Origin of the sequence: Variovorax sp. S12S4 (assembly GCF_023195515.1) — a bacterium.
In the GTDB taxonomy this organism is placed as follows: Bacteria; Pseudomonadota; Gammaproteobacteria; order Burkholderiales; family Burkholderiaceae_C; genus Variovorax.
Genome location: NZ_JALPKR020000002.1, coordinates 5,064,106 through 5,087,637 on the forward strand (window position 1 = coordinate 5,064,106; position 23,532 = coordinate 5,087,637).

Below are 23,532 nucleotides of genomic sequence, written 5' to 3' on the forward strand. Positions count from 1 at the left end.
CCGCCGGCTTCAACGCAGGCGCGAGAGGCGCTCGCGGCCCGCCTGGGCGGCTTCGGATTGCGGATAGGCCTTGGTCAGGTCTTCCAGCGTGCGACGCGCGGCGCGCGTGTCCTTCAGCTCGATCTGGCAGTTCGCGATCGACAGCACGGCCTCGGGAGCCTTGGCGTGGTCGGGCGCGAGCGACAGCATGGAGCGGAAGTTCGCAATGGCCTCGTTGTAGTTGCGTGTGGCGTACTGGGCATTGCCGAGCCAGAACAACGCCGAGGCGTTGTAGCCGCTCTGCGGGTAGCGCTTGACGAACTCCGCGAAGGCGGTTTGCGCCTGCGCGAACTGCCCCGCACGAAAGATGCCGAGCGCGGCGTCGAAGTCGGCTTTTTCCTTGGGGTCGGCGGTGAACTCGCGTCCGTCCACCGAAACCTTCGTGGGTTCGTTCTGCTTCAGCCGGTCGTCGATGGTGCTCTGGCGGGACTGCATTTCGCTCAGCGTGCGCTGCAGCTGCTCGTTCTGGCCGGTCATGCGCGCAAGATCGCCCCGCATCTGCTCGATCTGGTTTTGCAGGTCGAGCAGGCTGCGGCGCAGCTGGCCGTTTTCGTCGGTCAGCCGCTGGTCGGTCTGCTGGCGCATGGCTTCGACACGCTGCCGCAGGTCGAGAATGGCGCGGCGCGCCTCGTCATCCTCGAACAACGCGGCTTGCGAGCCTGCCGAAACGCAGAGCAAGGCGGCAGCCAGTGCCGCGCCTCGCAATAGAGCGTGTTGCATCACCGGGTGTAGCGGAGTTCAGCGCGGCGGTTCTGAGCCCAGACGTCTTCGCCCGAGCCCTGAGCCGCCGGCTTTTCCTTGCCGAAGCTCACGGCTTCGATCTGGGCATCGTTCACGCCCAGCAGCGTCAGCGAGCGGCGGACGGCTTCGGAACGCTTCTGGCCCAGTGCAAGGTTGTACTCACGGCCGCCACGCTCATCGGTGTGGCCTTCAATGGAAACACGGCGCTGCGGATTGGCCTTGAGGAAACGGGCATGGCCGTCGATCAGGGACTGGAACTCGGGCTTGACCGTGTAGCTGTCGTAGTCGAAATAGACGATGCGTTCGATACCGACCGGCCCTTGCGCGGTGCCGGCATTGGGGTCGATGGTGACGGGCGCGACGCCGCTGGCGCTGCCCTGCTGGCTGCCGGCGGTTCCGGAGCGGTCGGTCACCGGTGTGTCGTTGAGCTTGGTGCCCGACGAGCAGCCAGCAATCAGAGCCACGATGGCCAGCGAATAAATCGTACGTTTCAACATTGGGTACTCCTCAAATAAACCTTGGTCATTGCTTTTGAAACGGACCCCAGTCCGGTTCTCTAATGTCTCCCGCCTGCCCCGCCAGCCGTGCCTTGATTTTTCCGTCCAGCGTGGTCGTCATGAGCGCTTCGCGGCCTTGCAGGTGCGTTGCGTAGACGATCAGCTTGCTATTGGGGGCAAAGCTTGGGCTCTCGTCTGCCGAGGTGTCGGTGATGGCCGAGACATTGCCGGTTGCCAACTCCATCACGTGGAGTTTGAACGCACCGCCAACGCGGGAGATGTAGGCCAACCACCGACCATCGCCGCTGACAGAAGGAGAAATGTTGTAGGTGCCACTGAAGGTGACACGGGTTGGCGCGCCGCCTCCGGCGCTCATCTTGTAGATCTGGGGAGCACCGCCGCGGTCGCTCACGAAGTAGATCGTGCTGCCGTCGGCCGAGTAGACCGGCTCGGTGTCGATGCTGGCGCTCTGCGTCAGGCGTCGCGGCTCGCCGCCGCTGGCCGCGATGGTGTAGAGCTGCGAGCCGCCGTCACGGCTGAGCGTAACCGCCAGCGAGTTGCCGTCGGGTGCCCATGCCGGCGCGCTGTTGGAGCCGCGAAAGTTTGCAAGCAGGCGGCGCTGGCCGCTGGCCACGTTGTGCACGTACACCACGGGCTTGCGCGATTCGAAGGACACATACGCGAGTTGCTGGCCGTTGGACGACCACACGGGCGAAATGATGGGTTCCGGGCTCGCGAGCGCGGCCTGCGCGTTCTCGCCATCGGCGTCCGCCACCCACAGCGAGTAGCGGCTGCCGCCCTTGGTCACGTAGGCGATGCGGGTCGAGAAGATGCCTTTGTCGCCGGTCAGCTTTTCATAGACGTAGTCTGCAATGCGGTGCGACGCGAGCCGCAGGTCGCCCTGCGGAACGGTGTAGCTCTGGCCGCCGAGGTCCTGTCCGCGCACCACATCCCAGAGGCGAAAGCGCACGTCGAAGCGGCCATCGCCCAGCCGCGTGACGCTGCCGACCACCAGCGAATCCGCGGTGCGCTGGCGCCACAGCGCGAGGTCGGGGCGCGAGGCTTCGTCGAGCGCCTGGCCGGAGGCATCGACGCCGCGAAACTGGCCGCTGCGTTCGAGGTCGGCCTGCACGATCTCGGAAATTTTCTGGGGCGAGGCGTCCTGGCCCTTGAACGGGACCAGCGCAATGGGCAGCTGCGTCAGCCCGACGCCCGAGACCTCGACCCGGAACTGGGCGAGCGCGGGCAGCATGGGAGTTGCAGCAAGAGCCGCGACAAGACCGCGGCGTGCAAAAAACGATGAAGAAGGAGTTGGAATGGAAACTGGCAACGGCTTGTTCATGCGGTTCGGAGATGTTTCGGGGAAAAAAGTTCTACCCGATGCGACGGGCCACATGTTACACACTGGTTTGATCGTGCCGTCACAAAACGTGTATTGGGCGGCGCGGTCCTACATGACACCTTGCTGAAGGCCTGTTTGGGCGCCCCGTAGAATCCGCCGCCATGCAAGCATCCCCCGGCAGTGAGACCGCACGCCCTCCCCTGATTCGCCGGCTGGCGCGCCTCATGACCTGGTTCGGCGGCTCACGCCATTGGTGGGCCGTCGGGATCGTCGGCGCCCTGATGGCGGCCATTACCGAGCCCTTGATGGCCGCCCTGCTCAAGCCGCTGCTCGACCGCGGATTCAACCGCGGGCAGTTGGCGCTTTGGATGGTGCCCGCTGCCGTGCTGCTGCTGTTTGCGGTGCGCGGCATTGCGCAGTTCATTTCCCAATACGCGCTCTCGCGCATTGCCAACGAAGGCATGCAGCGGCTGCGGCGCGTGCTGTTCCAGCGGCTGCTCGGGGCCGAGCTGGCGCTGTTCTCACGCCAGTCGGCCAGCGCGCTTTCCAACACGGTGGTGTATGAGGTGCAGACCGGCTCCATGCTGCTGGTGCAGGCGCTGCTCGGGCTTTCGCGCGACGGCTTCACGCTGGTTGCGCTGCTCGCCTACCTGGTCTACCTGAACTGGAAGCTCACGCTCATCGTCGCCTTCCTGGTGCCGAGCATCTCGTGGATCATGAAGGTGTTCTCCAAGCGCCTGTATCGCCTGACGCAGCAGGGCCAGCAAGCCACCGACGAGCTGGCTTACGTGGTGGAAGAAAACGTGCTCGCGCACCGCATGGTGCGGCTGCACGGCGCCGAAGAAGCGCAAGGCGAACGCTTCGAGCAGCTGAGCCAGCGCCTCAATCGCTTGGCCGTGAAGTCGACCATCGCGCAGGCGGCCACGACGCCGCTCACGCAGATGATGGCCTCGCTTGCGCTGTCGGTGGTGGTGATGATTGCGCTCTGGCAAAGCGGCGAGCAAGGCCTCACGGTGGGCGGTTTTGTCGCCTACATCACCGCCATGCTGATGCTGATTGCGCCCATTCGCCGCCTCGCGGACATGGCCGCGCCCATCACCCGCGGCCTGGCCGCCCTCGAGCGCGGCCTGGTGCTGATCGACGATGTGTCCCCCGAGCCGCAAGGCAGCTTCCGCATCGAACGTGCGCAAGGCCGCATCGAGCTGCGCGATGCGGTGGTCAGCTACCGCGGCGAAGACGAGGCCCGCGCGCTCGACGGCGTGAGCCTTGCCATCGAGCCTGGGCAAGTGGTGGCTTTCGTCGGCCCCTCGGGCTCCGGCAAGACCACGCTGGTCAACCTGCTGCCGCGCTTCGTGCTGCCGAGCGGCGGGCAGGTGCTGCTCGACGGCCACGACACCGCCGAATGGGAGCTCAAGAGCCTGCGCGCGCAGTTCGCCATGGTGAGCCAGGACGTGGTGATGCTCAACGACACGCTGGCCGCCAACGTGGCGCTGGGCTCCGAAATCGATCGCGACCGGGTGCAGCAGTGCATAGACGCGGCGAACCTGTCCAGCCATGTGGGGAGCCTGCCGCAGGGCATCGACACCGTGCTCGGCCACAACGCCACCCAGCTTTCGGGTGGCCAGCGGCAGCGCCTGGCGATTGCGCGCGCGCTCTACAAGAACGCGCCCATCCTGCTGCTCGACGAAGCCACCTCCGCGCTCGACACCGAATCGGAGCGGCTGGTGCAAGACGCCCTGCAGCGCCTGATGCAGAACCGCACCACGCTGATCGTGGCGCACCGGCTTTCGACCATCCAGCATGCCGACCGCATCATCGTGATGGAAAAAGGCCGCATTGCCGAGCAAGGCAGCCATGAACAGCTGATGGCGCTGGACGGGCTCTATGCGCGCCTGCAGACGCTGGCTGTGCGCAGTGCAACGCCGGGGCAAGACCCGACGCTCTGAACCGAGGCCTTCGGGTCAGAGCAATACGATGTCGTATTGCCCTTGCCCGATGGCGGGCTCGGCCTGCAATGAAATCGGCTTGCCGATGAAGTCGCTCAAGCCAGCCAGGTGCTGGCTTTCTTCGTCCAGGAACAGTTCGATCACCTGCGGCGATGAAACGATGCGGAATTCGCGCGGCGTGAACTGCCGCGCCTCGCGCAATATCTCGCGCATCACGTCGTAGGCCACGCTGCGCGCCGTCTTCACGATGCCTTGCCCGCCGCATGCCGCGCAGGGCTCGCACAGCATGTGCGCCAGCGACTCGCGCGTGCGCTTTCGCGTCATCTCGACCAGCCCGAGCTGAGAGAAGCCGCCGGCAGTGGTCTTGACGCGGTCGCGCGCGAGCTGCTTGCGAAACTCCGCCAGCACCTGCTCGCGATGGTCGTCGCGCCCCATGTCGATGAAGTCGACGATGATGATCCCGCCCAGGTTGCGCAGCCGCAGTTGCCTCGCAATGGCTTGCGCCGCCTCGAGGTTGGTCTTGAAAATGGTGTCGTCGAAATTGCGCGCGCCCACAAAGCCGCCTGTGTTCACGTCCACCGTGGTGAGCGCCTCGGTCTGGTCGACCACCAGGTAGCCGCCCGACTTGAGATCGACCCGCCGACCCAGCGCCTTGGCAATTTCCTCGTCGACCGAATACAGGTCGAAGATCGGCCGCTCGCCCTTGTAGTGCTGAAGCTTGCCGGCCGCCTGCGGCATGTATTCGAGCCCGAACTTCAGCAGCACCTCGAACTGCTCGCGCGAATCGATGCGGATGGTCTGCGTGTCTTCGCTGGTCATGTCGCGCAGCACGCGCTGCAGCAGGCTCAAGTCCTGGTGCAGCAGCGACATGGGCGGCACCTTGCCCGACGAATCGCGAATGCGAGACCAGGTCTTGCGAAGGTAGGCGATGTCTTCGGCCAGTTCGGCATCGGACGAGTCTTCGCCGTTGGTGCGCAGAATGAAGCCCCCAGTGTTGGCCGGCACCACGCCGCCGCTGTCGGCCGCCGCGGCAGCCTCGATCAGCGCCAGCATTCGGGTGCGCAACGATTCGCGCTGGTCCGAAGGAATCTTCTGTGAAACGCCGATGTGGTTGTCTTGCGGCAAGAACACCAGCAGCCGGCCCGCAATGCTGATTTGCGTCGAGAGCCGCGCACCCTTGGTACCGATCGGGTCCTTGATCACCTGCACCAGGAGCGACTGGCCTTCGAACACCTGCTTCTCGATGGGCACCATCGGCCCACCGTTGCGGTGGTCGCGATCGGGCGCGGGTGCGCTCGGCCGCGAACCCGGCGTGAAAGGCGCCACGATGTCGGCCACATGCAGGAAGGCCGTGCGTTCCAGGCCGATGTCGATGAAGGCCGACTGCATGCCCGGCAGCACGCGCGAGACCTTGCCCAGGTAGATGTTGCCGACCAGCCCGCGCTCCAGCGTGCGTTCGATGTGCAGCTCTTGCACGGCGCCGTGCTCGACCAGCGCCACACGGGTCTCTTGCGGGGACCAGTTGATCAGGATGTCTTGCATGGAGTTCTCAGGTATTGAAACCGGCGCTGCGAAGGAGCTGCGCGGTCTCGAACATCGGGAGTCCCATGATGCCCGAATAGGACCCGCTGATGTGTTCGATGAACGCAGCCGCCGCGCCCTGGATTGCATAGGCGCCGGCCTTGCCGAGCGGCTCGCCGCTTGCGGCATAGCGCGCGATCTGCTTCTCGCCGATTGCCGCGAAGCGCACGCGCGACACGCTGAGTGCAGCGTGGCGACGGCGGCCGTGCTGCAGCGCGACGGCCGTCAGCACGCGGTGCGTGGCGCCGGAGAGCAACGCGAGCATGCGCTCGGCGTCGCGCGCGTCTTCGGGCTTGCCGAGAATCGTGCGGCCCAGCGCGACCGTGGTGTCTGCGCAGAGCACCGGCGCATCGGCCAGGCCGTGGCGCTTGCGCCGCGCAACGGCAGCGTCGAGCTTGAGCCCTGTGACGCGCTGCACATAGGCGGTGGGCGATTCGTTGGGCAACGCCGCTTCGAGCGATTCGGCGTCTTCATCGGGGCCGGCAAGCAGCAGTTCGTGGCGAACGCCAAGTTGGCCGAGCAGTTGGGCACGGCGCGGGCTCTGCGACGCGAGATAGATGAAGTCTGGTGTCATTCCCGGTGGTACGGATGGCCCGCGTTGACGGACCAAGCCCGGTACAGCTGCTCGACCAGCAGCACGCGCGCCATGGCGTGCGGCAGGGTCAGGTCGGACAAGCGAATGCGTTCATGTGCCGCAGCCTTGAAAGCCGGGTCGAGCCCGTCGGGCCCGCCGATGACGAGCGCCACATCATCGCCCTCGCCTTGCCAGCTTTGCAGGCGCGCGGCCAGTGCCTTGGTGGTGAGCGCGGTGCCGCGCTCGTCGAGCACAACGATGCGCATGCCCCTTGCAATGGCGCCTTCGATGCGCTCGCGTTCGGCGGCGTAAAGCGTTTCGAGCGACTTGGAGCCGCGGGGTTCGGTCTTGACCGCGCGCAGCTCGAGCTTGAGCTCCGGCGGGAAGCGCTTGGCGTAGTCGTCCCAGGCAGTCTGCGCCCAGTCGGGCATGCGCTGCCCGACGGCGACCACCAGGAGCTTCATGCGCGGCGCGCTGGCGCCTTCTTGGCAGGCGCCTTCTTTGCCGCGGGCTTCTTCGCGGCGGGCTTGCCGACGACCTTGACCGGCACGCGCGCGGTCGTGGTCTTCTTGGCGGGAGCGTTCTTGGCAGGCGCCTTCTTCGCGGCGGTTTTCTTCGCCGGGCTCCGGCTGGCCTTCTCGGCCTTGGCCTCTTGCTCGGCCGCGCGAATGGCGGTCTTGGCCGCGCTGGTACGGCGCAGGTTGGGCATCTTGGCGGCGACGGGCTTCTTCTCTTCGGTCACCTTGGCGGCGGTGGCAAGCGCCGGCTTGGTGCCGCCGAGCTTCGCGCGCACGGGCTTGTCGCCCCAGATCTCTTCGAGGTGGTAGTACTGGCGGATGGCGGGCTGCATGATGTGCGCCACGGCTGCGCCGCAGTCCACGATGATCCACTCGCCGTTGTCCTCGCCCTCGATGCGCGGCTTGCCGAAGCCGGCCTCGCGCACCGCGTCGCGAACACTCGCGGCCAGCGCCTTGGTCTGGCGGTTGGAGGTGCCCGAGGCAACGATCACGCGCTCGAACAGCGGCGAAAGATGCTCTGTGTCGAAAACCTGAATGTCCTGCGCCTTGACGTCTTCGAGTCCATCGATGATGGCTCGCTGGAGTTTCTGGGTGTCTTTCTTGGCGGCGGCTTCAGTGGTCATCAGGCAGGGCGGTAAAGGTGGTGTTGGTCAATATAGCGTGCAACGGCGGACGGAACCAGCGAGGAAATGTCCTCGCCAAGCGCCGCGCGCCGCCGGATTTCGGTGGCGCTGGTGTCCATGGCCGGTAATTCGAGCGCTTCGAAACGTGCGCCAGCCGGAAGGCCGGGCAGCATTTTCGGATCAAAACGAGCAATGCCGCCCGTCGATAGTGCGCGATACGCTACAGAAACAATAGCAATGCCGAGTATAGCCTGCCAGCCGTGCCATGTGGGCAAGGCGGTGGCCTGGTCGGCGCCCATGATCAAGACCAGCTGCGCGCCGGGTTGTTCATTCCGCAACTCATGCAGAGTATCGAGCGTGTAAGTGGGGCCGTCGCGCAACACTTCGCGGCTGTCGACCACCACGGTGCCCGCAAGCCCTGCAAAAGCCAGCCGCGCCATCGCAAGACGGTCTTGCGCCGGCGTGAGCGTGCGGCTCTTGTGCCAAGCCTGGCCAGTAGGAATGATGTGCAGTTCGGCCAGGCCGAGCTGCGAAAGCGCTGCTTCGGCCAAAGCCACGTGGGCGTTGTGAGGCGGATCGAATGCGCCGCCGAAAACGCCGATGCGCGGAGCGCCGGAGAAACTCACAACCACTCGCGCCGCACGATGAAGTCGCTGTACAGCGCGGCTTCGGGGCTTCCAGGTTCGGGTTGCTGGCGATAGGCCCAGCTTGCAAGCGGCGGCATCGACAGCAGGATCGATTCGGTGCGCCCGCCCGATTGCAGCCCGAAGTGCGTGCCGCGGTCCCACACCAGGTTGAACTCGACGTACCGCCCGCGCCGGTACAGCTGAAACGCCCGTTCGCGCTCGCCCCACGGCATGCCGCGGCGGCGCTCTACGATGGGCATGTAAGCCGGCAGAAAAGCATTGCCCACGGAACGCAGCATGGCAAAACCGTTCTCGAAACCGCCTTCGGAAAAGTCGTCGAAAAAGATGCCGCCGATGCCGCGCTGCTCATTGCGGTGCTTCAGAAAGAAATACTCGTCGCACCACGTCTTGAAGCGCGGATATTTGTCGTCGCCGAATGCAGCGAGTGAATCGCGGCACACGGTGTGAAAGTGCACCGCGTCTTCCTCGAAGCCGTAGCTAGGCGTCAGGTCCATGCCGCCGCCGAACCAGCACACCGGGTCCTTGCCCTCAGGCAACGCGGCCAGCATGCGCACGTTCATGTGAACGATGGGCACGTAAGGATTGCGCGGGTGGAACACCAGCGAAACGCCCATGGCCTCGAAGGGGGCGCCCGCGAGTTCAGGCCTGTTCTGCGTGGCTGAAGGCGGCAGCCTGGGCCCGCGCACCTGCGAAAAACCGCAGCCCGCCCGCTCGAACAGCTCTCCGCCTTCAAGAATGCAGGTAAGGCCGTGTCCCTGCAAAGCCTCTCCAGGTTCTTTTTGCCAGGCATCGCGCATGCAGGCGCCGCCGTCCGCTGCTTCTACCGCGTCGACGATCTGCTGCTGAAGGCCGCGCAGGTAGTCGCCGACTGCTGCCGGATTGGTCTGCTGCATCAAGCCTGCGGGTTGTTGCGCGCGTGAACCGCCCGGTACCCGATGTCCTTGCGGTACTGCGCGCCATCGAAGTTGATGCGCGCCGCCACTTCATAAGCCCGCTGCTGCGCGAGCTTCACGCTGTCCGCCAATACGGTCACGCAAAGCACGCGGCCACCGCTGGTTTTGAGTTCGCCGTCTTGCTGCGTGGTGCCGGCATGGAACACCACGGCATCGGGCGCCTCGGCCGGAATGCCCGTGATGCGGTCGCCCTTGCGCGGCGAGAGCGGGTAGCCGTGCGCCGCCATCACCACACCCAGCGCCACGCGCCGGTCCCACTGCAGTTCGACCTGGTCGAGCGTGCCGTCGGTCGCGTGCCAGAACACTTCGAACAGGTCGGACTTGAGCCGCATCATGATCGGCTGCGTCTCGGGATCGCCCATGCGGCAGTTGAACTCGAGCGTCTTGGGGTGGCCCGACGGATCGATCATGAGGCCGGCATAGAGAAAACCGGTGTACGGAATGCCGTCTTTTTCCATGCCGCGAATCGTCGGCAGGATGATCTCGCGCATGGCACGCGCGTGCACCTCGGCCGTGACCACCGGCGCGGGCGAATAGGCCCCCATGCCGCCGGTGTTGGGGCCTTCGTCGTTGTCGAGCAGGCGCTTGTGGTCCTGGCTGGTGGCCAGCGCGGTCACGTTCTTGCCGTCGCACAGCACGATGAAGCTGGCTTCTTCGCCCTGCAGGAACTCTTCGATGACGACGCGCGCACCGCCGTCGTTGTGCGACACGCCGAACTTGTTGTCGACCAGCATGAAGTCGACGGCCTCGTGCGCCTCTTGCGCGGTCATGGCCACCACCACGCCCTTGCCGGCAGCGAGGCCGTCGGCCTTGACGACGATGGGTGCGCCCTTGACATCGATGTACGCGTGGGCCGCGGCCGCGTCGGTAAAGGCCTCGTACTCGGCCGTGGGAATCTTGTGGCGCTTCATGAACGCCTTGGAGAACGCCTTGGAGCTTTCCAGCTGCGCCGCGGCCTGCGTGGGGCCGAAGATGCGCAGGCCGTGCGCGCGGAATTCATCCACCACGCCGGCAGCCAATGGCGCCTCGGGGCCGACCACGGTCAGCGCGATCTTTTCCTTCATGGCCCACTCGCGCAGCGCGGCGGGCTCGGTGATGTCGATGCAGTCGTAGCGCTCGTCGCTCACGGTGCCGCCATTGCCCGGCGCCACGTACACGCGGCTGACCCGGTTGGCCTGCGCCAGGCGCCACGCCAAGGCGTGTTCGCGGCCCCCTCCTCCAATTACCAGTACCTTCATTCGCAGGCCTTCATTCGCTGTATGTCGTTCATTCGGAAAGCGCCGCGTTGTGATAGACCTCCTGGACGTCGTCCAGGTCTTCGAGCACATCGAGCAGCTTTTGCATCTTGGCCGCGTCTTCGCCGGTTATTTCGACGGTGTTTTCAGGCCGCATGGTGACCTCGGCCACCTCGGGCTTCAGGCCGGCGGCCTCCAGCGCGTTCTTCACGGCTTCGAAGTCGCCAACGGCGGTGAGCACCTCGATGGCGCCGTCATCGTCGGTCACCACGTCTTCGGCGCCGGCTTCGAGCGCAAGCTCCATCACCTTGTCTTCGTCGGTGCCGGGCGCAAAGATGATCTGCCCGCAGTGCTTGAACTGAAAGGCCACCGAGCCTTCGGTGCCCATGTTGCCGCCGTGCTTGGAAAATGCGTGGCGCACTTCGGCCACGGTACGCACGCGGTTGTCGGTCATGGTGTCGACGATGATTGCCGCGCCGCCGATTCCGTACCCCTCGTAACGAATTTCTTCGTAATTCACGCCTTCGAGGTTGCCGGTGGCCTTGTCGATGTTGCGCTTGACGGTGTCGATCGGCAGGTTGACGGCCTTGGCTTTTTCAACCGCCAGCCGCAACCGAGGGTTAGCACTTAGGTCGCCGCCGCCAGTGCGGGCGGCCACTGTGATTTCGCGAATGGCGCGCGTCCAGAGCTTGCCGCGCTTCTCGTCCTGGCGGCCCTTCCGGTGCTGAATGTTTGCCCATTTGCTGTGTCCGGCCATGACTTCTTTCTCGCAATCCTGTGTTTTCAAAGCAGGCTCCGAGTTTACTGTCCGGCGCACGCAACGGCCCGTCGGCGGAGCCGAAGCGGCCAGGTCTTTTGGTGATAATCCTTCGATGACGCCATCGCCTTCTGTCGCTCCCGGGAATCCGGCCATCCTGCCGCCGCACACCCCCTTGCCGCTGTATTACAAGAACGAGGCGGAGCACCAGGCGTTTCTGCGCCGCATCTTCGACAGCACCGCCGCCGACTACGACCGCATCGAGAGCGTGCTCGCCTTCGGCACCGGCCCGGCATACCGGCGGGCCGCGCTGACGCAAGCCGGCCTCGTTGCGGGCGCGCAGGTGCTCGACGTGGGAATCGGCACCGGGCTGGTTGCGCGCGAGGCGCTCAAGATCATCGGCCCCACGGGCAAGCTGGTGGGCGTCGATCCCAGCGTGGGCATGATGGAACAGATCAACCTGCCGGGCGTGGAGCTGGTGCCGGGCGTGGCGGAATCGCTGCCCCGGCCCGATGCCAGCTGCGACTTCGTGAGCATGGGCTACGCCATGCGCCACATCAGCGACGTGGCGGCCGCATTCAGCGAGTTCCACCGTGTGCTGCGACCCGGCGGCCGCCTGGTGGTGCTCGAAATCACCAAGCCGCAGGGCCGCATCGCCACCGCCCTGCTCAAGGGCTACATGCGCGCTGTGGTGCCGCTGATTGCCCGCGTGGTGGGCCGCCGCAGCAACACCTCGGAGCTGTGGCGCTACTACTGGGACACCATCGAGGCCTGCATTCCGCCCGAGCGCGTTCTGGAGGCCTTGCGTGCCGCCGGCTTCACCGAAGTGCGCCGGCATGCAAGCCTGGGGGTTTTTTCCGAATACATGGCCCGCAAGCCAGAAAACACCGTCGAGGCCGGCTGACGTGCGAGTACAGGGCGAAATTTCTCATCTGCGCGTCGAGCGCCTTTCACTGTCCGACAGCCTTGCGCTGGCCGCCAACGGCACCGCGCCTTTTGCAGCGCTCGGCTACGGCACGCCGCACGGGCTGGCATGGATGCCGACGGTCAACGCGCGCGTACTTTCCGCAGAGGGCGCCATGGCCGACGTGTGGCACGTGAACGGCGGGCAGGTCCAGTCGGGCACCACGGGCATCGCCCGCTGGCGCAGCAACGGCCACTGGCTGCTCGGTGCCATCGACATCGATGAATCCGCGGAAAAACAGAACCTCGCCGAAATTGCGCACAGCGCGTACCGCGATCTCTTCAAGACACTCGACCACGCCGCCACGCCGCACTTGCTGCGCATCTGGAACTACCTGCCGCAGATCAATGCCGACGGCGGCGGGCTGGAGCGATACCGCCAGTTCAACCTCGGGCGGCAAGAAGCGTTTTTCGAGGCCGGCCGCGCTGCCTTCGAAGGCGCCCCTGCGGCGTGCGCGCTGGGCATTCACCAAGGGGCGTTGTCCATCCGGTTCCTGGCCGGGCAAACGGCGCCCGTGCCGGTCGAGAATCCGCGCCAGGTTTCGGCCTACCGCTATCCCGAAACCTACGGCCCGCGTTCACCCACCTTTTCGCGCGCCGCGCTGGCGGATGTCGGCAATGGCGACGTGGCGCTTTTCATCTCGGGCACCGCGAGCATCGTGGGCCACGAAACCGTTCACCAGGGAGACGTGCTGGAGCAAACGCGCGAAACGCTGCGCAACCTCGAGGCGGTGATCGCGGCGGCCAACAGCCAGGTCACGGCCACGTTTTCGCTCGCCATGCTCGACTGCGTGGTTTATGTGCGCCATCCGGCCGACACCGACGCGGTGCGCAGCGTGCTCGAGAACGCGCTGGGCGCCGACGCACCGATGATCCGCCATGCGGTCTACCTGGAGGCGGACATCTGCCGCAGCGACCTGCTGGTGGAGATCGAAGCCCATGCCGTCGCCCCGGGCCGCCTGCGGGACTGACCCGTTGTTGCGATTCGACCGGACCGACGAGATGTCGATGACCCGCGTGCTGCGCATTCTCACGACCATTCCGCTCGCGTTGATGCTCTACGCGCTGCTGCTGTTCCTGGGCCTGATTTCGCTGGTCTGGAACTTCGTCGCCATGCTGCTGTATCCGGTCATGCCGGAGGCACCCGCACGCAAGCTGGGCCGCCTGACCATCGCCCTTGCCTACCGAATGTTCTGGGGCCTGGCCTCGGTGACCGGAATGATGCGCATCGATGCGAGCTGCCTCGACCCGATGCGCAGCGAGCCCGGCGTGATCTTCGTTGCCAACCACCCCACGATGCTCGATGCGCTGCTGCTGGTGGCTCGGCTGCCGCGCAGCGCCTGCATCATGAAGGCCGATCTGCTGCGCAACATCTTTCTTGGCGCGGGTGCGCGTCTTGCGCGCTACATCAGCAACGAATCGGCGCGCACCATGGTGCGCCTGGCCGTGGCAGACCTTCGCAACGGCGGGCAGCTGGTCATTTTTCCGGAAGGCACGCGCACGGTAACGCCGCCGCTCAACCCCTTCGGGCACGGCGTGACGCTGATTGCCAAGCTCGCGCAGGCGCCCATCCAGACCGTGTTCATCGAAACCGATTCGCCGTACCTCAGCAAGGGCTGGCCGCTGTGGCGCGTGCCGCCGCTGCCCATCGTCTTCAAGCTGCGGCTGGGTGAGCGGTTCGCGCCGTTGCAAGACAGCCATGTGCTGCAATCGGAGCTGGAACAATACTTTCGCCAAAACATGGAACAGCGCGCCACCGACGCGTCCCCCGCATGCCAGACGCCTCGCGCACACACCTTGTCCTGATCCCCAGCTACAACGCGGGCGAGCGCCTGTTTTCGACCGTCGAAGCGGCGCGAGCCCAATGGAACCCCGTGTGGGTGGTGGTGGACGGCAGCACCGATGGCACCGGCGAACGCCTGCAGCAAATGGCCACGCGCGACCCGGGCTTGCGGGTGTGGCTGCTGCCGCAGAACCAGGGCAAGGGCGCGGCCGTGCTGCACGGGCTGCGGGCGGCGCGCGAGGCCGGCTTCACCCACGCACTGACCATGGATTCCGACGGCCAGCATCCAGCCGACCTGATTCCTTCGTTCATGGCCGCATCGCAGGCGCGCCCTGAAACCATGGTGCTCGGCCGCCCGGTGTTCGACGCCTCCGCCCCGCTGCTGCGCGTGCGCGGAAGGCGCGTGTCCAACGGCTGGACTCAGCTCGAAACCCTGTTTGCCGGCGTCGGCGATTCGCTCTACGGATTTCGCGTGTACCCGGTGGCCGACCTGATCGCCGTGATGGCGCGGCAGCCTTGGATGCGCCGCTTCGACTTCGACACCGAAGCCGTCGTGCGGCTGGCCTGGCGGGGCGTCAAGCCCGTGAACATCGATGCGCCGGTGAAGTACCTGACGGCCGAGGAAGGCGGGGTTTCGCACTTTCGCTATGGGCGAGACAACGTGCTGCTGACGTGGATGCACACGCGGCTGATGGTCGAATTCGTGCTGCGGCTGCCCGGGCTTGTTTCTCGCAAGCTCCGGGGGCGCCGCCTTTTCAGAGATAGCGCTTCGGAGGGCCCCGGCAGCAAGCTCAGATCATTCCGCCGTTGATGGAAATCACCTGGCCCGTGATGTAGGCCGCCTCGTCGCTGGCCAGGAATGAGGCCAGCGACGCCACTTCCTGCGGCGTTCCGGCGCGCTTCATCGGGACCATCTGGTTGACCATGGCGGGGTCGAAGGTTGCGTCGGCCATGGGCGAGGCGATGATGCCCGGCGCAATGGCGTTGACCGTGACGCCGCGCGACGCTACTTCGAGCGACAACGCCTTGGTCGCGCTGTTGAGCGCACCCTTGGCGGCCGCATAGTTGACCTGCCCGCGGTTGCCGGTCAGCGCCGAGACCGACGAGATATTGAGCACGCGGCCCCAGCGGGTGCGCATCATCGGCAGCAGCAGCGGCTGCGTCACGCGAAAAAAGCCGTTGAGCGAAACGTCGATCACCTTGTGCCACTGTTCGGCACGCATGCCGGGCAGCACGGCGTCGTCGTGCACGCCGGCGTTGTTGACGACGATCTGGACCGGCCCATCTTCGAGCATCCGTTCGCACGCCACACGGCAGGCTTCGTCGCTGCGCAGGTCGAAAACGTGGCATTCGGCCTTGCCGCCAGCCGCCGCAATCGTGGCTGCCAGCTGCTCCACCGCTTCGGGCCGCGAATTGGCGTGCAGAAGCACGGTGGCGCCATCGCGTGCCAGGCGCTCGGCCATGGCGGCGCCCAATGCGCCGCTGGCGCCAGTGATCAGTGCGCGTTTTCCTTCAAGACTCATGAGGTGGTCGCTCCGGTTGCAAGCGGTGTGTTCAGCACCACCACGGCGCGGCCTTCGGCCAGCATGAGGCCGTCGCTGTCTTTCACCGCGAATTCATAAAGGATCTGGTTCGTGTCCCCGAAAGGCGCCGCGCCTGCACCTGCAGTGCGCCGGCAACGTCGTCGAGGCGAGCAACCGAGAAGCGTACGTTGCGCGCACTCGCCAGAAAGCCGGCCGATGGCGTGCTTCCTTCCGCGGCCAGCAGGCCACCATGCAGGGCCATGGCCTGCGCAGCGTACTCGATGGCGTTGGGCGCGAGCAGGCCGCCCGCGGTTCGCAATGGGTTGTCGGGCTGTGTATGCGTGCGGGTGCTGCAATGGATGGATTCGGCGTCCCAGCGCTCGAGGCGATCGAGCAGGCACATGCTGCCGCTGTGCGGAATGCGCTGCGCAATGCCCGCGCGGTCGAGCGTTTGCGGGGCTGCTGTCACGCAGAGGGCTCCAGGTCGGCCACCAGCAGCACGTTGGCAAAGGGCGTGCCCTCGCTCATGGGAATGCTCTGCACGCTGAAGCCCAGCCGCTGCAGCACCGCGATCCAGTCGGCCAGCGGACGGCCCCAGGTGGGCGACACCTTGTGGCCGCGGATGCGGGTCACTGTGCGGTCGACCCACTGGCTGATGGCGAAACCGCGCTTGCTCGACGCATCGCCCACGCGCAGCAGCAGCCGCGCGTTCGGGTTGCCGCCGCGCCGCAGTGCATCGCGCACGCGCTGCAGAACACCGTCTTGCGCCTCGATGTTCACGTAGTGCAGCACGTCGAGAATCACGACCAGATCGCAGTCCGGCAGCGCCGCCGAGCACATGTCGGCGCAGACCAGCTTCGGCGCCGGTTGCAGATGCCCGATGGAAGCCTCGGCACGCGCCACGTCCTTGGGCATGAGCTCGATGCCCGTGTAGTCGGCCGCCGCCGGCGTGCGCTTCCATGACGCCGGCCAGCGGCCCTGTGCCTGCATCTGGCTCATCGATGCGAGCAGGCTCGCAAAAAGCCCCTGCCCGCAGCCGATGTCGACCACGCGGCGATGCTCTGAGCCGATCAAGCCGCGCTCGAGCAGACCGCGAAATACGGGGTCGCGCCCCAGCTTGCCGCGCGCGAAGTGCCAAGCAAAGCTGCCGCCCTTCTTGTAAGGGATGGTGGCGGCTTCGTGCAGTTCGCGCCACGCGCTGTCGGTCGTGCCAGCAGAAGAAGGCAGCACCGCGCTCATCGCTTCAGGCCCTCGGGCAAGGTGACGGCGCTAAGGCCTTCGGCGCGCAGGCGTTCGAGCAACAAGGGCAATACCTCCAACAACACGGGATTTCCTTCAGGGGTGCGCGCGGCGTTGCCGTCGTGCAGAAGCAGGATGTCGCGCGCCTGCAGGTTGCGGGCAAGGCGCGCCATGACCTTGGCAGGGTCGCCTTCGCGCGTGTCGAAGCCGCGGCGGGTCCAGCTCACGAGCGAAAGGCCGAGGCGATGCAGCACCGGCTCGAGGAACGGGTTGCGCAGGCCGGCCGGCGCACGGAAACAGGTCGGACGCTGACCCGTGGTTTCCGTCAGGATTTCTTGCGCCCGTGCGATCTCGCTCGCAAAGCCGCGCGGTCCGAGAAAAGAAAAATTGTGCCGGTGCCGCGCGGTGTGGTTCTGGATGCTGTGGCCGCGCGCGACGATCTCGCGCGCGAGCGCCGGGTGGGCAAGCACGCGCTCGGCAATGCAGAAGAAGGTGGCGCGCTGACCATGCGCGTCCAGCAGGTCGAGCACCCGGGGCGTGACCTCGGGCTCGGGGCCGTCGTCGATGGTGATGGCCACTTCGCGCCGGGCGCCGGCCGCATCGGGTAGGCGCGTGACGTTGGGGCCCAGAAGACTGCTGCGCGGCGTGAGCCCCGCACCGGTGATGAGCGCATGGTTCAGCACGACGGCACCGATGGCCCAGGGCATCGCCCCCGGCACCAGCGCCCCCGCGCCGATGGCGGCCACGTGCAAGGCCGCGCTCGCGCGAATGGCCGGCGGCCAGGGCCACGATTCAGACGGTGCGGCGGATGCGGATGACATGGCTCGGGATTTTCCCATCAGCCGCGTGCGGGTGGCGGTGCCATCCGGCTCGCGAAGGCGGCCGAGAGCAGCAGCGCCAGCAAGGCACCCGGCGCGACCACGCGGCCGATCGACGACAGCGCCGGAATGTCCGAAATCGCGATCAGCCCGAACGACACCACGGTGGTCAGGTTGGCCAGCATCAGCGAGGCCAGCGTGTCCTCGTCGGCCCGGCCGGACACGCGCAGCTGGTCGAAGAACAGCGCGTAGTTGGAGCCGACCGCGACGATCAGCAGCAGCCCGACCAGGTGCAGGATGCCCAGCGGCACCTGGAGCACGGCCATGCCGCCGAGCGTGAGCACCACCGCAACGACCAGCGGCTGGCACACCGCGAGCAGGCGCTTGCCCGAACGCAGGTAGATGCCGAGCAGCACCACCACGGCCAATGCGCCGAGCAGCACCTGGACGAAGGCCTCGTGCAGGTAGCGCTGATAGAGCCCGGCCAGCTCGCGGCCCACGTCGACCACCTGCACTTCAGGCGCGCCGGCGAGCGCCGCCTCGAGCCGCCCCGCATCGAACTTCGGGCCCGGGTGCAGAACCACCAGCGTCGACCAGCCGCCGCCCGGGCGCTGGTACATGAGCGTGTTGACGACCGAACCGAGCGGGCCGTCCTTCAGGTCGGCTCGCCGCACGGGCGCCAGCTTGCGCGCGGCTTCGACTTCGGCCAGGAACGGTCCCAGGCGCGTGGCAGGCAACGGCGACCCTTGCGTGGCCTCGGCCAGCCGGGTTCGCAGGGTCTCGCCGTCCGGCAGGCTGGCCAGGCGCGCCGCCTGCGTTGCAACGCTCGGGAGCACGCGCGTCACGGTCTCGAAGCCGCCGAGCTCGCCCTTGTCGACCAGCGCCTCGAGCCGCGCCGCGGCTGCCTCGGTATTGCGCAGTGCGGCCTCTTCGTCGGCGCCGTAGACCACGACCAGCGTGCTGCCATCGCCGGTGCCGATGTCGGCGCGCAGCATTTCGTCGAGCTGCTGGGCCGACTTGGGCACCGGGCTCATCGCACCGAGGTCGGCGCGCCAGAGATGGCCGCCCTGCCAGACGACCAGCGCCAGCGCCGCAACGCCGAGCCCGGCCAGAACCCAGCGCAGGCGCGGCAGGCCGCGAACCAGCAGGCCGGCGCCGCGCGCCATGTACTTGCGCATGCCCATCCCGGTGGCGCCGTCCGGCGCGAGCATCGGCAACGCATAGCGCGTGGCGAGCGCGGCGGCCACGAGCCCCGCAATCGAGAAAACGCCCAGCTGCGCGAGGCCTGGAAAGCCAGAGAACACCAGCGCCGCAAACCCGCACACCGATGTGAGCAGCCCGAGCCGCACGGTGGGCCAATGCACGTCGCGCCACCTGGCCCAGCCGGTGCCGGCCACGGCGGCGCCGCGCGCCTGAATGAGGTAGTAGATGGCGTAGTCGACCGTCTCGCCGATCAGCGTGCTGCCAAAGCCCAGCGTCATGCCGTGCACGGAGCCGAACACCACGCTCACCGCGGCAGTGCCGATGACCACGCCCGTAGCCACGGGCAGAAAGGCGATGACCAGCGCGCGCGGCGACGCGAACGCCAGCAGCAGCAACCCACCCATGACGATGCCGCCCACGATTGCAAGGTGGATCGCTTCGGTCTTGATCTTGTCCCGGCTCAGCACCGAGAACACCGGCGGGCCGCTGAGCAGCAGCTTGGGCCCGGCCTCGCCCATGCCGCGCGTGGCGGCATCGAAGGCCGCATGCACGCGCGCGATGGCCGCGGCCTGTGCGTCGAGGTCGCTGCCCGCGGCGCGCGTGGTGGCAATCATGAGCGCGCGGGGCGCGGTGCGCGACATCCATACGCCGCCCTCGGTACGCGGCGCGCTGGCCGGCGCCAGGTCCACGGCAATGCGCTGCGTCTCGCCGGTGGGGTCGCGGTCGAGCAAGGGCTTGATCACGTTGCCGGCCGGCGTGCCCAGCATCGAGAGCGTTTCGTTGATTGCGTCGCGCAGTCCATCGACGGTGAACTGCTCGGGTTTGACGCCTGGCGAGAGCTGGTAGCGGTGATCGAAGACCCAGGTGCCGGCTTCGGTCCAGTCGCCGGTGTCGCCGTTCTGGATCAGGTCGAACAGACGGCTTTCGCGCATGGCCTTGGCCACCGCGCGGGACACCGCGGCGCGCTGCTCCACGCTGGCGCCGCCCTCGATGCCGAGCAGCAGCGTGCGCGAGGCCACGCCGCTTTGCAGTTGCTCGATGAGCACCTGCTGCCGCACGTCGGGGCTCTTGGGCAGGAAGGCCGAAAGGTCGGCGCTGAAATGCGTGCGCGCGATCTGCAGCCCGCCGCCGATCAGGACCAGCGCCCACACCAGCAGCACCAACGCGCGGCGCTGCCAGCTCGGCGGGCCTCCCGCGGTCTGGCGCCCGGTCACGGCGTGGTGCGCCCGGCAGCGCCCGCCGGCGCAGAGGGAGCCACGGGAGCAGCGCCCGCGCGCTCGGGCGTGATGTTCATCACCGAGCGGTCGCCGCCGACGAATTCCATTTCAAGGCCCAGCACTTCGCTGGCGCGGCCCGAGATGCGGATGCTGCGCATCTGCGCCGCCAGGCGGCTGTCGATGGGCGTGAGGTCGAGCGTCCAGTTGCTGGCCGACCCGCCCACGGTGCTGCGGAAATAGCGCTGCAGCGTGGTGCCGTCGCCGGTCAGCGTGCCGCGCATGGCTTCGACCAGGCCGAGCAGCTCGGGCATGCTGTCGAGCGTGAGCGTGCGGTTGCGGCCGCCGCGCGAGAGCGTGAGCGTGTTGCCTTCGACCGCCATGGTTTCGACGCGCGGCGACAAGGTGCGTCGCACCAGCTTGTCCGGCGCCTCGAAGCTCAGCGTGCCCCGCGCATCGAGCGGGCCTTCGAGCCCGTGCACGAAGCGCTGCTCGGTGAAGCGCGCCTCGCCGCTCTTCTGCTTGGAAAGAAGACCCATCAGCTCGGACAAGTCGAAAGCCCACGCGGGCGCGGCGCAGCAGGCCAGTGCCAGCAGCAGGCTCCTGCAAAGCCAGTCAAACCGAATCTTCGAGCCAGAAATCATGAAAATTGAACCAGTTGTAGGGGTAGGCGCGGCACAGCGCTTCGAGGTGCGCCACGTAGGCTTCGACCGCCGCGCGGATGCGGCGTTCCCGCTCGGCGGGGTCGGAGGCGCGTTCGCTGAAGTCGGCCAGCAGGTCGAACTGGACATCGTAGCGCGCACCGCCGCCGTACAGGCCGGCCATGAAGAACACCTTGCGCCGCAGCAGCGCCGCGAGGCGGAACGGGCCGTCGTTGAAGCTGGCCGGCTGGCCCAAAAAGGGCAGCACGATGTTGTTGCCGCGCTGCTGCGCGGGCTGGTCCTCGCTGCCCGGCAGCGTACGGTCGGCCAGCATGCCGCCAAGGCCGCCGTGGTCGAGCCAGTCGCGCAGGGCAAGCATCGAATGCGGCCGGCCCAGCGCGATCACGTGAGGCCTCGCTTCAGGGAGGCTGATCGCGTTCAGAATGGCCGTGATGCGCTGCGCGTTGTCGGGGTACATCAGCATTGCAAGCCGCAACTCCTGCTTGTGCTGGCTGTGGTGCTTGCAGGCGCCCAGCGCCTCGAAGCTGCCGACGTGCGCGCCCAGCAGGAAGGCACCCCGCCCTTGCAGCGCCTCGGTCTCCAGCGGCATGTTGCCCTTGACCTTCACGTCGAACAGATCCATGCGCCCGCGCAGGAAGTACACGCGGTCGAGCACCGTCGAGGCAAAGGCGTGCAGCAGGCGATAGCCGTCGATCCACCCCGCGCGCGGGCCAATGGCCCTGAACAGGTAGCGCTTGATGTGGCGGCGCGGCGTAGGCGCGAACAAGAGAAAGTACAGGCTGATCGGCGGCAGCAGCAGCCGCGTGATGTGGCGCCCGAAAACCAGCGCCATCATGCAGATGAAGCGCAGGGCCAGCATGTTGCTGCGCTCGGGAGCGCGCGCCCAGTCGCCGCGCTGTCCCGTCTGCGACGCCTCTTTCACGGCGTGCGTCTCGGCTTCGGTGTGCTTCATCACGCGGAGCCTGGCGCCGCGGTCCAGCGGCCGGTGACAGCCACCACGCCGTCGCAGCGCACGTCGAAACGCACGCCGCGCGCGGCGCCCGCCTCGGGTTGCAGTTCGATGGAGAGCATGCTCCCCGGCCGCACGGGCGCCAGAAACTTGGCAGCAGCGAGCGTGGGGTGCGTGCCAAGGCGGGCAACCAGTGCCGGCACCCGCTGCACGGCTTCCATGACCTCGGCCAGTATCAGCGCCCCGGGCAGTAGCGGCTGACCGGGAAAGTGGCCCGCAAACGCCGGGTGATCAACGGGCACCGCATGGGCAAACTCCACCGGGCTGTCGTCTCCCGCAAGCTGCGCAAGCGCGAATTCGCGCAGCGCACGCACGGTGAGCTTGCCGGTGCCTTCGCGCGGAAAAGCCTTGACCTGCACCACGCGTCGCGGAACGAACACCGGCTCCAGCCGCTGCCGCAGCGCCGTGATGATTTCGCCGGCCGAGAGCGTGGGCGCCACCACAAAAGCCACAGGGCGCACCACGCCGTCGGCCACTTCGTCGGGGAGCCAGAACGCGCCGTCTTCAACGCCGGCGATGCTGTTGAGGTGATAGTTCAGATGCGCAAGCGAACTGCGCCGCCCCGCCACGTGAATCAGGTCGTTGGCCCGGCCGAACAACCGGAAGCGGCGCGCATCGAGAAGTTCGAGCACGTCGGCCATGGGCGTGGGCTCGGGCAGGAAGTCGCCGCTGAAGATAAAGCGCTCGGGTCCGTCGCCCTCGCCCGGTTCGGCATGCACGCGAATGTTGCCGAAGTTCTCCCAGACCTCGCTTTGCGTGGTGCGGCGGGTGGCGACCTGGCCGGACTCGGTGCTGCCGTAGATTTCGATCAGCACGCCGCCAAGCGCCTGCTCGGCCTGGGCCGCCAGCTGCGGCGAGAGCGGCGCGGTGGCCGAAAGAATCAGGTCGACAGGCGGCAGCTCGATGCCCGAAAGCAGCAGCGTCTTCAGGTGGAAAGGCGTGGTGACCAGCGCACGCGGACGCGGCACCGAAGCCAACGTTTTCACCACGTCGGCCGGAAAAAACGGCCGTCCGCTTTCGAATGCGGCGCCGCCCAGCATGGCCAGCAACACGGACGATTCGAGCCCGTAGCTGTGCTGCACCGGCACGGTCGCGACCAGCGTCAGGCCGGCAAGCGACGGCCGCCCGAGCAGGCTGGAGAGCCGCTCCACCGCCACCGCAACGTCGCCGACCAGCGTTTCCCATCGCTTAGCGTGCGGTTGGGGCACGCCGGTCGAGCCGGAGGTCAGCAGGCTCACGGCGTGCATGCCGCCATCGACGGCCGGTACATCGAGGCCGGCGCCGCCATCGAAGCTGGAGCGGTCTTCGATCAGCACGCGCGGCATGCCCGGGGTGGCAAGGCCGGCGTCGTCCGTCAATGCAAAAGACCGGCGCTTCCGGCGTCGAGCAGGCGCGCGAGCGTGTCGGGCCGGGCGTCAGGCGGCAGCAGGCTCGCGTGGCCCCGCACCAGCGCAGCGGCCAGGCTGACCGCAAAAGCGTAGCGGTCGACGCAAAGATTGACGGCTTTGCCCTCTGCGGGCAGTACCGGCGCGAAGCGGGCCACGTCGGCCAGGAACTGCCCCGTGCTCACCGGCACGCCCGCACGCCATGCCAGGGGCGCATCGAGGTCCCGGTTTGCAATCAGGGGCAGCAGGCGGGTATCTGCGCTCACGCGGGTGCCACCTG

General features: G+C 67.2%; 24 protein-coding genes and 1 pseudogene. 5 read left to right on the forward strand and 20 right to left on the reverse strand.

The genetic code is table 11. The features are described from left to right. Positions 1-9: 9 nt before the first annotated feature. The 3 genes from ybgF to tolB are packed head-to-tail and all read right to left on the reverse strand — an operon-like array spanning position 10 to position 2,529. Positions 10-759, reverse strand: a complete 750-nt coding sequence (ybgF, locus tag M0765_RS24815; protein ID WP_258506564.1) for a tol-pal system protein YbgF — start codon at positions 757-759, stop codon at positions 10-12. Further along, positions 759-1,277, reverse strand: a complete 519-nt coding sequence (pal, locus tag M0765_RS24820; protein ID WP_258506566.1) for a peptidoglycan-associated lipoprotein Pal — start codon at positions 1,275-1,277, stop codon at positions 759-761. The genes ybgF and pal overlap by 1 nt, the downstream gene beginning before the upstream one ends. 25 nt (positions 1,278-1,302) lie before the next feature. Further along, positions 1,303-2,529: a Tol-Pal system beta propeller repeat protein TolB gene (tolB, locus tag M0765_RS24825; RefSeq protein WP_258506567.1), complete on the reverse strand. Its 1,227-nt coding sequence runs from the start codon at positions 2,527-2,529 to the stop codon at positions 1,303-1,305. Positions 2,530-2,780: 251 nt separating this feature from the next. On the opposite strand from tolB, the gene msbA reads away from it, so the two are divergent. Continuing rightward, on the forward strand, positions 2,781-4,565 hold the full coding sequence (gene msbA / locus M0765_RS24830) for a lipid A export permease/ATP-binding protein MsbA (protein WP_258506569.1): 1,785 nt from the start codon (positions 2,781-2,783) through the stop codon (positions 4,563-4,565). A gap of 15 nt (positions 4,566-4,580) precedes the next feature. Here the strand turns inward: msbA and rng are convergent, their stop codons facing one another. Genes rng through M0765_RS24870 form a run of 8 tightly spaced genes read right to left on the reverse strand, consistent with a single transcriptional unit; the run spans position 4,581 to position 11,453 of the window. After that, positions 4,581-6,107: a ribonuclease G gene (gene rng / locus M0765_RS24835; RefSeq protein WP_258506570.1), complete on the reverse strand. Its 1,527-nt coding sequence runs from the start codon at positions 6,105-6,107 to the stop codon at positions 4,581-4,583. Between the two features lie 7 nt (positions 6,108-6,114). Then, positions 6,115-6,720 carry a Maf family protein gene (locus tag M0765_RS24840; RefSeq protein ID WP_258506575.1) on the reverse strand — a complete coding sequence of 202 codons (606 nt, stop codon included), beginning with the start codon at positions 6,718-6,720 and terminating at the stop codon, positions 6,115-6,117. Continuing rightward, complete coding sequence (gene rlmH / locus M0765_RS24845; RefSeq protein ID WP_081270496.1) at positions 6,717-7,184, reverse strand: 23S rRNA (pseudouridine(1915)-N(3))-methyltransferase RlmH; 468 nt, start codon at positions 7,182-7,184, stop codon at positions 6,717-6,719. Before rlmH ends, M0765_RS24840 begins: the two co-directional genes overlap by 4 nt. Next, a complete protein-coding gene (gene rsfS / locus M0765_RS24850) occupies positions 7,181-7,861 on the reverse strand; it encodes a ribosome silencing factor (protein ID WP_258506581.1) in 681 nt (226 codons plus the stop codon). The genes rlmH and rsfS overlap by 4 nt, the downstream gene beginning before the upstream one ends. Continuing rightward, on the reverse strand, positions 7,861-8,487 hold the full coding sequence (gene nadD, locus M0765_RS24855) for a nicotinate (nicotinamide) nucleotide adenylyltransferase (protein WP_258506583.1): 627 nt from the start codon (positions 8,485-8,487) through the stop codon (positions 7,861-7,863). Before nadD ends, rsfS begins: the two co-directional genes overlap by 1 nt. After that, positions 8,484-9,401, reverse strand: coding sequence for an oxygen-dependent coproporphyrinogen oxidase (gene hemF / locus M0765_RS24860; RefSeq protein WP_258506584.1), 918 nt, complete (start codon positions 9,399-9,401; stop codon positions 8,484-8,486). The genes nadD and hemF overlap by 4 nt, the downstream gene beginning before the upstream one ends. Beyond that, positions 9,401-10,699 (reverse strand): phosphoribosylamine--glycine ligase, encoded by a 1,299-nt coding sequence (gene purD, locus M0765_RS24865; protein WP_258506586.1) that lies wholly within the window; start codon positions 10,697-10,699, stop codon positions 9,401-9,403. The genes hemF and purD overlap by 1 nt, the downstream gene beginning before the upstream one ends. A gap of 28 nt (positions 10,700-10,727) precedes the next feature. Beyond that, entirely contained in the window at positions 10,728-11,453 is a 726-nt protein-coding gene (locus M0765_RS24870; protein WP_126746025.1) for a YebC/PmpR family DNA-binding transcriptional regulator, read from the reverse strand. Positions 11,454-11,568: 115 nt separating this feature from the next. Between M0765_RS24870 and M0765_RS24875 the strand changes: the two genes are divergently transcribed. From M0765_RS24875 to M0765_RS24890, 4 genes are read left to right on the forward strand one after another with little or no spacing between them, the layout of a single operon-like run. Continuing rightward, positions 11,569-12,357: a class I SAM-dependent methyltransferase gene (locus M0765_RS24875; RefSeq protein WP_126746026.1), complete on the forward strand. Its 789-nt coding sequence runs from the start codon at positions 11,569-11,571 to the stop codon at positions 12,355-12,357. Between the two features lies 1 nt (position 12,358). Further along, the gene (locus M0765_RS24880) at positions 12,359-13,387 is read left to right on the forward strand and encodes a chorismate transformation enzyme, FkbO/Hyg5 family (protein WP_258506588.1); all 1,029 of its coding nucleotides are present in this window, start codon (positions 12,359-12,361) and stop codon (positions 13,385-13,387) included. 31 nt (positions 13,388-13,418) lie between these two features. After that, complete coding sequence (locus M0765_RS24885) at positions 13,419-14,222, forward strand: lysophospholipid acyltransferase family protein (protein WP_258506589.1); 804 nt, start codon at positions 13,419-13,421, stop codon at positions 14,220-14,222. Continuing rightward, entirely contained in the window at positions 14,189-15,010 is an 822-nt protein-coding gene (locus tag M0765_RS24890; protein ID WP_258506594.1) for a glycosyltransferase family 2 protein, read from the forward strand. Before M0765_RS24885 ends, M0765_RS24890 begins: the two co-directional genes overlap by 34 nt. Here the strand turns inward: M0765_RS24890 and fabG are convergent. The 9 genes and pseudogenes from fabG to M0765_RS24935 form a co-directional block, all read right to left on the reverse strand. After that, the gene (gene fabG, locus M0765_RS24895) at positions 14,991-15,722 is read right to left on the reverse strand and encodes a 3-oxoacyl-ACP reductase FabG (RefSeq protein ID WP_258506595.1); all 732 of its coding nucleotides are present in this window, start codon (positions 15,720-15,722) and stop codon (positions 14,991-14,993) included. The genes M0765_RS24890 and fabG overlap by 20 nt on opposite strands. Further along, positions 15,719-16,191 (reverse strand): annotated as a pseudogene (locus M0765_RS24900) (hydroxymyristoyl-ACP dehydratase). Before M0765_RS24900 ends, fabG begins: the two are co-directional and overlap by 4 nt. Further along, positions 16,188-16,961: a class I SAM-dependent methyltransferase gene (locus tag M0765_RS24905; RefSeq protein WP_258506596.1), complete on the reverse strand. Its 774-nt coding sequence runs from the start codon at positions 16,959-16,961 to the stop codon at positions 16,188-16,190. The pseudogene M0765_RS24900 and the gene M0765_RS24905 overlap by 4 nt, the downstream one beginning before the upstream one ends. Further along, the gene (locus M0765_RS24910; RefSeq protein ID WP_258506599.1) at positions 16,958-17,800 is read right to left on the reverse strand and encodes a polysaccharide deacetylase family protein; all 843 of its coding nucleotides are present in this window, start codon (positions 17,798-17,800) and stop codon (positions 16,958-16,960) included. Before M0765_RS24910 ends, M0765_RS24905 begins: the two co-directional genes overlap by 4 nt. Next, a complete protein-coding gene (locus M0765_RS24915) occupies positions 17,800-20,196 on the reverse strand; it encodes an MMPL family transporter (protein WP_258506600.1) in 2,397 nt (798 codons plus the stop codon). Before M0765_RS24915 ends, M0765_RS24910 begins: the two co-directional genes overlap by 1 nt. Further along, the gene (locus M0765_RS24920; RefSeq protein ID WP_258506601.1) at positions 20,193-20,840 is read right to left on the reverse strand and encodes an outer membrane lipoprotein carrier protein LolA; all 648 of its coding nucleotides are present in this window, start codon (positions 20,838-20,840) and stop codon (positions 20,193-20,195) included. The genes M0765_RS24915 and M0765_RS24920 overlap by 4 nt, the downstream gene beginning before the upstream one ends. Then, complete coding sequence (locus M0765_RS24925; RefSeq protein ID WP_258506603.1) at positions 20,812-21,810, reverse strand: acyl-CoA synthetase; 999 nt, start codon at positions 21,808-21,810, stop codon at positions 20,812-20,814. The genes M0765_RS24920 and M0765_RS24925 overlap by 29 nt, the downstream gene beginning before the upstream one ends. Then, positions 21,810-23,225, reverse strand: coding sequence for an AMP-binding protein (locus tag M0765_RS24930; protein ID WP_258506604.1), 1,416 nt, complete (start codon positions 23,223-23,225; stop codon positions 21,810-21,812). The genes M0765_RS24925 and M0765_RS24930 overlap by 1 nt, the downstream gene beginning before the upstream one ends. Further along, positions 23,222-23,518, reverse strand: coding sequence for a hypothetical protein (locus tag M0765_RS24935; protein WP_258506605.1), 297 nt, complete (start codon positions 23,516-23,518; stop codon positions 23,222-23,224). The genes M0765_RS24930 and M0765_RS24935 overlap by 4 nt, the downstream gene beginning before the upstream one ends. Positions 23,519-23,532: the final 14 nt, after the last annotated feature.

Excerpts from the sequence above, each read along its gene's own strand:
- msbA (WP_258506569.1), top strand. The coding sequence starts at position 2,781 with ATGCAAGCATCCCCCGGCAGTGAGACCGCACGCCCTCCCCTGATTCGC.
- M0765_RS24890 (WP_258506594.1), top strand. The coding sequence starts at position 14,189 with ATGCCAGACGCCTCGCGCACACACCTTGTCCTGATCCCCAGCTACAAC.
- M0765_RS24840 (WP_258506575.1), bottom strand. The coding sequence starts at position 6,720 with ATGACACCAGACTTCATCTATCTCGCGTCGCAGAGCCCGCGCCGTGCC.
- hemF (WP_258506584.1), bottom strand. The coding sequence starts at position 9,401 with ATGCAGCAGACCAATCCGGCAGCAGTCGGCGACTACCTGCGCGGCCTT.
- pal (WP_258506566.1), bottom strand. The coding sequence starts at position 1,277 with ATGTTGAAACGTACGATTTATTCGCTGGCCATCGTGGCTCTGATTGCT.
- M0765_RS24885 (WP_258506589.1), top strand. The coding sequence starts at position 13,419 with ATGTCGATGACCCGCGTGCTGCGCATTCTCACGACCATTCCGCTCGCG.
- M0765_RS24870 (WP_126746025.1), bottom strand. The coding sequence starts at position 11,453 with ATGGCCGGACACAGCAAATGGGCAAACATTCAGCACCGGAAGGGCCGC.
- M0765_RS24925 (WP_258506603.1), bottom strand. The coding sequence starts at position 21,810 with ATGAAGCACACCGAAGCCGAGACGCACGCCGTGAAAGAGGCGTCGCAG.
- rlmH (WP_081270496.1), bottom strand. The coding sequence starts at position 7,184 with ATGAAGCTCCTGGTGGTCGCCGTCGGGCAGCGCATGCCCGACTGGGCG.
- fabG (WP_258506595.1), bottom strand. The coding sequence starts at position 15,722 with ATGAGTCTTGAAGGAAAACGCGCACTGATCACTGGCGCCAGCGGCGCA.
- M0765_RS24920 (WP_258506601.1), bottom strand. The coding sequence starts at position 20,840 with ATGATTTCTGGCTCGAAGATTCGGTTTGACTGGCTTTGCAGGAGCCTG.
- rng (WP_258506570.1), bottom strand. The coding sequence starts at position 6,107 with ATGCAAGACATCCTGATCAACTGGTCCCCGCAAGAGACCCGTGTGGCG.
- ybgF (WP_258506564.1), bottom strand. The coding sequence starts at position 759 with ATGCAACACGCTCTATTGCGAGGCGCGGCACTGGCTGCCGCCTTGCTC.
- M0765_RS24905 (WP_258506596.1), bottom strand. The coding sequence starts at position 16,961 with ATGAGCGCGGTGCTGCCTTCTTCTGCTGGCACGACCGACAGCGCGTGG.
- purD (WP_258506586.1), bottom strand. The coding sequence starts at position 10,699 with ATGAAGGTACTGGTAATTGGAGGAGGGGGCCGCGAACACGCCTTGGCG.
- rsfS (WP_258506581.1), bottom strand. The coding sequence starts at position 7,861 with ATGACCACTGAAGCCGCCGCCAAGAAAGACACCCAGAAACTCCAGCGA.
- tolB (WP_258506567.1), bottom strand. The coding sequence starts at position 2,529 with ATGCTGCCCGCGCTCGCCCAGTTCCGGGTCGAGGTCTCGGGCGTCGGG.
- M0765_RS24875 (WP_126746026.1), top strand. The coding sequence starts at position 11,569 with ATGACGCCATCGCCTTCTGTCGCTCCCGGGAATCCGGCCATCCTGCCG.
- M0765_RS24910 (WP_258506599.1), bottom strand. The coding sequence starts at position 17,800 with ATGGGAAAATCCCGAGCCATGTCATCCGCATCCGCCGCACCGTCTGAA.